This window comes from Streptomyces sp. P5F9, from assembly GCF_057961495.1.
Map to the genome: position 1 here is coordinate 1 of NZ_JBXVPZ010000541.1, position 6047 is coordinate 6047.

Annotated in this window: 8 protein-coding genes and 1 pseudogene; 2 read left to right on the forward strand and 7 right to left on the reverse strand. The window is 66.3% G+C overall.

Going from position 1 to position 6047, the window contains the following annotated elements; genetic code table 11:
- The 6 genes and pseudogenes from AC31A1_RS44965 to AC31A1_RS44990 all read right to left on the reverse strand — a co-directional run.
- Positions 1-121: pseudogene (locus tag AC31A1_RS44965) on the reverse strand (RNase A-like domain-containing protein); the annotation flags it as partial.
- 13 nt (positions 122-134) lie between these two features.
- Positions 135-692, reverse strand: a complete 558-nt coding sequence (locus AC31A1_RS44970) for a hypothetical protein (RefSeq protein ID WP_489658855.1) — start codon at positions 690-692, stop codon at positions 135-137.
- Between the two features lie 27 nt (positions 693-719).
- Positions 720-2399, reverse strand: coding sequence for an RNase A-like domain-containing protein (locus AC31A1_RS44975; RefSeq protein ID WP_489658856.1), 1680 nt, complete (start codon positions 2397-2399; stop codon positions 720-722).
- Positions 2396-2716 (reverse strand): WXG100 family type VII secretion target, encoded by a 321-nt coding sequence (locus AC31A1_RS44980; protein WP_489658857.1) that lies wholly within the window; start codon positions 2714-2716, stop codon positions 2396-2398. Before AC31A1_RS44980 ends, AC31A1_RS44975 begins: the two co-directional genes overlap by 4 nt.
- A 78-nt stretch (positions 2717-2794) precedes the next feature.
- Positions 2795-3226, reverse strand: a complete 432-nt coding sequence (locus tag AC31A1_RS44985; RefSeq protein WP_489658858.1) for a WXG100 family type VII secretion target — start codon at positions 3224-3226, stop codon at positions 2795-2797.
- A gap of 254 nt (positions 3227-3480) precedes the next feature.
- A complete protein-coding gene (locus AC31A1_RS44990) occupies positions 3481-4059 on the reverse strand; it encodes a TetR/AcrR family transcriptional regulator (RefSeq protein WP_489658859.1) in 579 nt (192 codons plus the stop codon).
- Between the two features lie 89 nt (positions 4060-4148).
- Here AC31A1_RS44990 and AC31A1_RS44995 point away from each other — a divergent pair, with 89 nt between their 5' ends.
- Positions 4149-5030 (forward strand): SDR family oxidoreductase, encoded by an 882-nt coding sequence (locus tag AC31A1_RS44995; protein ID WP_489658860.1) that lies wholly within the window; start codon positions 4149-4151, stop codon positions 5028-5030.
- A gap of 159 nt (positions 5031-5189) precedes the next feature.
- Complete coding sequence (locus tag AC31A1_RS45000; protein ID WP_489658861.1) at positions 5190-5465, forward strand: GNAT family N-acetyltransferase; 276 nt, start codon at positions 5190-5192, stop codon at positions 5463-5465.
- Between the two features lie 177 nt (positions 5466-5642).
- Here AC31A1_RS45000 and AC31A1_RS45005 read toward each other — a convergent pair.
- Positions 5643-6047 (reverse strand): ATP-binding protein (locus AC31A1_RS45005; RefSeq protein WP_489658862.1); only part of this gene is annotated, 405 nt, incomplete at its 5' end.

Sequence of the window (6047 nt, forward strand, 5' to 3'; positions counted from 1 at the left end):
GGCGGGGGCGGGTGGACTGGGCGAGCCAGCGGTGGATGGCCTGCTCGTTGGCGGTGACGGTCTGTTGGGTGGCCCACTGGGCGGTTTCGCGGTCGGGGTAGGTGGCGGAACGGGTGCGCATTCGTTGCTCGCTCTCAGTCTTCGTCGAAGGCCCAGAAAACTCCCACTTCGGAGCCCGAAACGACAACAAGGCCGCAGTCGGTAGTGAAGTTGGAAAGGCAGTTCCATTCAGCATCGGGATTCAGCAGATCCACATCAGGGTTAACCCGAGCGGCGGCCAGATTGGTGTAGTAGGCAGTTTCCGGGGTGAATCTTGAAATAATCGTTTCGGCGCACTCGAAAAGTCGCTTTTTACGGTTCTCGAAATCCGGGATGTTTGAAGCTTGGTAGTACTGTCCTTGGAGGGCGACCAGTAGTTGGGATGCGGATCTCTTTCCCACTCGGTAAAGAAGGGAATCGAATTCATCGAGACTCAGGTCGGCGAATGGTGTCTCTTGGTGTTTCTCGCTGCCGGACCCTGGCGGGGGAAAATTCAGAGACCCCCATTTTCGTGGGTCTTTGACTTTCAGTCTCATGACGGCCTGGACGTCGTAGCGCCAGTCTTCATGGTTCCGGGGGCCCACCGCCGCGAAGGTCCACGCCCCGCCGAAAAGTTCCAGCAGAGCCGATTTCCACGAAGCGGAATCGATCATCTCTTGCCCTTCATGGCTTGTTGTTCCTCAGGACTGCACCGTGTCGCTCGGCATTGATGTGAGGACGACGTAGGGCGGATGGCCGCCGGGGCGGGGTTTCAAGGTCACATTGACGATATGCGAGTCGTGGGCAGTGGAGTCACCTCGCGTCCAAGTCCGACCCACGGTGTCGTTGAAAGTGAGTCCCACGGTTCGCTTGGAACGGTCCGGATTCGGGTTGCTCGCCAGCCAGTTGGCGATCTTCTGCTGGTTGCCCGGGTCGTCGAGGACATCCTGGGTGTACCGCTGGGCCGACGCCAGGTCGGTAAATGTCGATGCGGCGATCGGCGCGACCGTACCGTCCGGACGTACCTTCGCCTGGTCGCGAAGCCTCTGCTCCAGTTGTGCGTCCGTCTTTCCCACATGCTTGTCGATGACGTGTGAACCTGCCAGTCCTTCCTGATTGGCGAGATCGACGGGGAAGCGGTGCTTGGACTCGTCATCTCCCGGAACCGTGTAGAGCGGATCTCCTTTGAAGTCCGTCAATGCCCGCGCGCCGAACGCCTCGGCCCTGGCCGTTTCGGCATTGAAGGTCGGTGCGCTCGTGTATGCCTCGTCCAGTGCCGGAAGCAGTGCATTGATTTCGCCGACCTGCCGATGGATACGGTTGTTATAGGCCGATACGGCATCGTTCAGGGCGCCCTCGTCGATGTTCAGCACGATCCCGACGGAGACGTCCGCGACCAGGCCTTTTCCTGTTTCCCACAGCCCTTTCAGCAGACTTTTCGCGTCCGTGACGTCGATATCTCTGGGGTCGAGTTGCTTGATACTGTCGACAACGGCTTGGCGGTAGATCCGGTGCAGATCGTCCCGGACGTCCTCGGCGGCCTTCGCGACGTTGTAGATCGCGTCGACCATGGCATCGCATGTGTCGAAGAGAACGGCGAAGACGGGATGGCTGCTTCCCCTCTTCTTCGCGTCGTCGTTGGACCAGTCGTAACCTCCGCGGCTCTTGCCCCACGCGGAAGTCCCCCACAACGTGCTGCAGAACGTCCGCATCGCGTTGTACCAGTCCTGATCGGTCTGGTCGGTGATGCTGCCGACGAGGCCCGTCAGCGTTCCGTCCACCATGCCGAGCGTGGTCTGCGGCATGCGCCATGCCTGGGAGATCGAGTACAGGCGCAGGTGATGGGGCAGCGGAAGGATCGTTGCCGCCTTGCCCCAGCGGCACTCGTGCTCCAGCAGGGGACGCATGACAGCCAGGACCACGGCTTCCAGGCCTTCGAGGGCCTCCTGCATCAAGTCCTGGCCTGGATCGATGTCCCCCCACTTGAAATCGGTGACCGGGCCGTACGTGGGGGCTTTGTCGATGACATGGGGGTTCGGCCGGTGCGTCGGCTGTCCCGTCGGCGAAGGGTGTGTGGCCGCGTCGGCCGCCGCGTAGTTGTTGGCGGTGGACGTGAAGCCCACAGCGGCTCCTCCCACGCTCACCACGGACTTCGCCCAGACCTCCAGGAAACGCTCGGCGACTTTCAGGTAGGCGGTCGTGAAGTCCTTCATCGCCGTACCCCTCCCGCCGCCGTCCGGGTACCGGGCCAGTTCGTCGAGGAACGACTTGATGCCACGGTCAAGAGGGTCCTGCTGGCCTGCTATGCCCGTTGAGACGCCGTACAGGACGGTCGGAGTGACATCGATCTTCCCGGTCCCGGGAGGCGTCGGGGTACTCATCGGGCGGCTCCCCAGCCGCGCAGCACCGCCCGGTGTGCCGCCGCGTAATTCGCGTGACCGGTGGTGACGTAGGCGTGCAGCCACTTCTGCGCGGCCTGCAGATCCTGCGCCGACCGGTCCCACTCGTCGAGCTTCTGGACGAAGACCTCGCGGGCCTCGCCCTTCCACGACAGGACGACCGGTTCGGCGCGGTCGTAGAGGTCGTCGAGTTTGCCGTTGAGCTGCTTGAGGATGTCCTCCAGCTCGGCGGTGAGGTCGTGGAGCGTGGCGAAGGAGACGGATATGTGGCCGTCGTCGGCGGAGGCCCCGGTCGACATGATCCCCCTGGGTATCGGTCGGTAACTACGGCTGGGCAATGGGTACTTGACGGCTCGCGGGCGGAAGGGGCAGAAGAGTCAGAAGGAGTCGAGGCTGCTGCGGGGAGCCGGTGCCGGCGTATCCCCTGCCGTCTCCACGTTCGGCGTGGACAGCTTGTCGACCTCGCTGCCGACGTCGACCTGGATCGTCCGCATGTGCTCCAGCACCTCGATGTCGTGCGCGGAGAAGCCGTCGCGGCTCATCCGCACGGCCTGTTCCAGCAGCTTCATCACTTCGCGGATGCGTACGGCGTCCTCGGTCGCCGCGCGATGGAACTCGCGGTACGCCGTCGCCGCCGGGCCGCGCCAGCCGGCCTCGACGCGGTCGACGATCGCGTCCATGCGTCTGACCTGCTTGTCGAGGTGGTCCTGCATGTCGTCGAGGTCGCCGGCGAGTTTGGTGAGGTCCTTGGACGACACGTGCAGGTCAGGGTTGCCACCCTGGCCCGTGCCGGTTCCGGGCACTGCCATGCCGTATCTCCGCCCCCGTCGCGTCGACATCACACGTCACTTGCTGTTGCAATAATCCTACGGTTCGCAGTGACCTCGAAGCGAGGCGGTCAGGTCGCCGTACTGCCCGTCGTGGAGTGGCCAGGTGTGCTGCTTGGACACGTTGGTGCCTCTTTCCGAACCTGCCGCCGCAGGCCAAGCCGTGTGACGCGGCACGGGGCGCAGCCCTCACGGCGCCGACCAGGCCCGGTCGGCGAACAGCCAGGTGGTATCGATCAGCCCAGCGACGCGGTTGCCGCGCGCAGGTCCTCCAGGGCTGCCAGTGCGTGAGGCGCGAGCCCTTCCGTGGCATCACGATCGCTTTCACACCACTGGGCGTAGCCCCGCTTGAACGCGAGGACTCCCAGCTCACCCGCGAGATGCGCGATCGGCTCGGGGACACCGCGGGCGATGAGCGCGGCTGTCATGGCGGCCGCGAGACCGACGCTCTTGAGGGCGTCGCGCTCCTGAAGTTCGGTGCTGGCCGCCACGGCGGCTTTGAGGCGGGGGCCGAGTTCACGGTTCGTCGGCCCCATGGCGTTCGATGCGCGTTCGAGACCGGCCGCCACCGCCTGAAGCGGGCTGGCGCTCGCAGGCGCCTCGGTGATGCCGTCGGCGAGCAGCCTGCTGAGCGTCTCCTGGCCGGCGACCAATAGCTCTCGCTTGTCGGAGAAGTGCCGGAAGAAGGTGCTCTTGGTGACGCCGGCACGCTCGGCGATCTGCGCCACCGTGGTGGCGTCGTACCCCTGCTCGGTGAACAGGTCGACGGCCGCAACGACGAGTCGCTGGGCCGCACCCGGTTGCCATCTAGCCATGAGACCCAGGATAGGTGATGGGACACCTGTCCCATCACCGTGTAAGGTCAGTGATGGGACAATGGTCCCATCACTTTCAGGGAGAGCTCATGCATGTCTTCGTCACCGGCGGTACCGGCACCATCGGCTCCGCCGTCGTCGCCGAACTGCTCGGCAACGGCCACACCGTTCTCGCGCTGGCTCGCTCGGACGGCTCCGCGCAGTCCCTTGAGGGCGCTGGTGCCAAGGTGCTGCGAGGAGAACTGGCGGACCTCGACGTCCTGCGGTCCGGCGCCGCACAGTGCGACGGCGTGATCAGTCTCGCGTTCGGACGCGACTACGGCAGTCCGGACACGCTCGCGCAGGCCATCGCCGAGGAGAGCGCCGCTCTCGCCGCGCTGGGGCAGGAACTCGTCGGAAGCGACCGCCCGATCGTCACGGTCTCGGGGACGCCCTGGGTGCCGGGGCGCGCCTCCACCGAGGCCGATCCGCTGCCGACCGACGGACCGGTGGGCGGTCGGGGCCGTTCGGTCACCGCGCTGCTGGATCTCGCCTCGCGCGGTCTGCGCAGCACGGCTGTCCGCATGCCGCGCACGGTCCACAACCAGGGTCAGGGCGGATTCGCCGGCCTACTGGCCGATCAAGCGCGCCGCACCGGGGTGGCCGGCTACCCCGGCGACGGCACCCAGCGCTGGCCGGCCGTGCACGCGCTCGACGCGGCGGTCCTGTTTCGTCTGGTCCTTGAGTCGGCACCGGCCGGGACGGCCTGGCACGCCGTCGCCGACGAGGGCGACGCGGTGCGGGACATCGCGACAGTCATCGGCCGGCGGCTGGGCCTGCCGGTCGAGCAGGTGCCGCAGGAGAACTTCGGCCCGTTCGGCCCGATCTTCGCCATGGACCAGCCGGCTTCCAGCGCCCACACCCGCGATGCCCTCGGGTGGCAACCGACACACTCCCGCCTCCTCAAGGACCTGGAGAACATTCAGCCCTGACGGGTTTCGGTAGAACTCGGCCCAAGTAGGGCCCGCGGCAGGCGGACGGGCATCAGGACCAGATGGCCGAGCTGACCGATCCGGCCGTCTGCGGCCTTCGCCGCTTATGTGACGCGCGTGCTGAGCGAACGGGACGAAGCAGCCGGGCGAGGTGACCAGATGCTGGGCAGGCCGGCCACGCGCTACCGGCTCACTCCGCCTCTGGAGAAGGCCGGCGGCCACATCGGTTACGACGTCGGGCCCAGCGCACGCCGCCAAGGACACGCGACCGCGATGCTCGCCGCAGCCGTGCCGATCGCCCCCTCGCTCGGCATCACGCGGGCCCTGTTGACCTGCGACGGGACGAACACCGCCTCCCAGCGCGAGATCGAAACGAACGGCGGCCATCCATCGACAGGGCCGGTGACAAGCGCCGTCACTGGGCCGACATCCTGATCAGCCGCCCGCCGGGACACCCCATCGACACACAAATCAATTGTGAAATGGGGCCAGTTGGAATCGCTTTGGTGGGGGCGGCCACTGAACGTCGCCCTGGCCACGTCGTGGAGCTTCTGACGGCAACGGTGGTGCCGCCGGGGGTTGTTCGCCGGATGGCCTCGACGGGTCACGGAGTTATGTCTCGTGGTGCCCCGCGATGTCCAACTCCGCCCAGACGGTCTTGCCGACGGTGAGCCTCTCCACGGCCCAACGGGCGGCCAGCGCACGGACGATGAGCAGACCTCGGCCGAACTGGTCGTCGGGGGTGGAGGTTTGGGAGTACGGGAGCCGCTCTCCCCTCGGATCGGTGACCGCCACGCGTAGTGCGTTGCCGGTGAGGGACGTCTCCACGCGGAACAGACGGTCCCGCAGGCACCCGTGCAGTAAGGCGTTCGTGCACAACTCGCTTGCCAGTAGCGCCGCGTCGCCGGCGGAGTGGGGGTGTCCCCAGGTGGCGGTGAGGTGGGCGACGTGTCTGCGGGCGCGGGGGATGTTGATCGGGTACGGGGTGTAGGTGACGGCGTCGTAGTGGTCGTAGCG

What these genes read in the sequence shown, in the direction of transcription:
- AC31A1_RS44970 (WP_489658855.1), bottom strand. Translation starts at nt 692, where the DNA reads ATGATCGATTCCGCTTCGTGGAAATCGGCTCTGCTGGAACTTTTCGGC.
- AC31A1_RS44975 (WP_489658856.1), bottom strand. Translation starts at nt 2,399, where the DNA reads ATGAGTACCCCGACGCCTCCCGGGACCGGGAAGATCGATGTCACTCCG.
- AC31A1_RS44980 (WP_489658857.1), bottom strand. Translation starts at nt 2,716, where the DNA reads ATGTCGACCGGGGCCTCCGCCGACGACGGCCACATATCCGTCTCCTTC.
- AC31A1_RS44985 (WP_489658858.1), bottom strand. Translation starts at nt 3,226, where the DNA reads ATGGCAGTGCCCGGAACCGGCACGGGCCAGGGTGGCAACCCTGACCTG.
- AC31A1_RS44990 (WP_489658859.1), bottom strand. Translation starts at nt 4,059, where the DNA reads ATGGCTAGATGGCAACCGGGTGCGGCCCAGCGACTCGTCGTTGCGGCC.
- AC31A1_RS44995 (WP_489658860.1), top strand. Translation starts at nt 4,149, where the DNA reads ATGCATGTCTTCGTCACCGGCGGTACCGGCACCATCGGCTCCGCCGTC.
- AC31A1_RS45000 (WP_489658861.1), top strand. Translation starts at nt 5,190, where the DNA reads ATGCTGGGCAGGCCGGCCACGCGCTACCGGCTCACTCCGCCTCTGGAG.